General features: G+C 62.4%; 1 pseudogene. It reads left to right on the top strand.

The annotated features are described in order from the left end of the window. A pseudogene (locus AC4FWB_RS34535) lies at nucleotides 1–1,063 on the top strand (S8 family serine peptidase); the annotation flags it as partial.

Genomic DNA, 1,063 nt, shown 5'->3' with positions numbered 1-1,063 from the left:
CCAGACAAGAAGGCTCTGCTGTTCGGCTATTTCCCGGCTGAGAGCAAGGACGGCGATGTCACCACGCCGGGCACGACGGTCTTCTCATGCCTGTCGAGCGACATCATCGCCCATGAGATGTCGCATGCGCTGCTCGATGGGCTGCACCGGCATTTCGAGGAGGCTTCCAACCCGGACGTGCCGGCATTTCACGAGGCCTTCGCCGACATCGTCGCCCTGTTCCAGCATTTCACGCTCAGGGAACTGGTCAGTTTCGGGATCGCCAGAGGAGGGGGCAAGATTTCGGCCGAGACGCTGCTGTCCGGCATCGCCGCCCAGTTCGGCGAAGGCAGCGGCCGTGCCGGCCCGTTGCGCGACTACGTCAGGGATCCTTTCGACTACGACAAGACCTTCGAGCCGCATGATCGGGGCTCGATCCTTGTCTTTGCCGTCTATCAGGCGTTTCTGGCTATCGTCGACCGCCGCACAAGCGATCTGATAAAGCTGGCGACCGGCGGAACCGGCGTGCGGGCGGCCCCCCCCCGGCCACCCCGCCCGGGCGAACTCCGCCTCACGGATGAGGTGGCCAAGATCGCCGAGCAGATGCTGAGAATGTGTATTCGCGCCCTCGACTATTGCCCTGCGGTCGACATCACCTTCGGCGAGTATCTGCGGGCGCTGATAACGGCCGATATCGATGCTTTTCCCGATGACCCGCTCCACTATCGGCTGGCATTCATGGAATCCTTCCGCAAGCGCAAGCTTCTGCCGCGCGATGTGCGTACCGTGTCGGAAGAGACGCTTGCCTGGAACGCGCCGGACGAGCCGAAGCCGGGTTGGCTTAGCGCAGCCGTATCCAAGATAGATCTTGGCTGGAACCAGAAACTCAAGCGCGCGGACATCTTTACACTCAACGAGAGGAACCGCCGCACGTTGTGGCAGGCTATGCACCGGGCCTTTGCCGTAAATCCCGACGACTACAGGCAGTTCGGACTGCTGCCCGATCTGCCGCGCTACACCAAGGACGGCGCCGTGCAACACAAGGTAGCCAAGGGCGAAACGACTTTCGACATCCCCAGCGTGC

This window comes from Mesorhizobium sp. LEGMi-168a (assembly GCF_058312955.1).
This window is presented reverse-complemented; position numbering and strand designations above follow the sequence as displayed.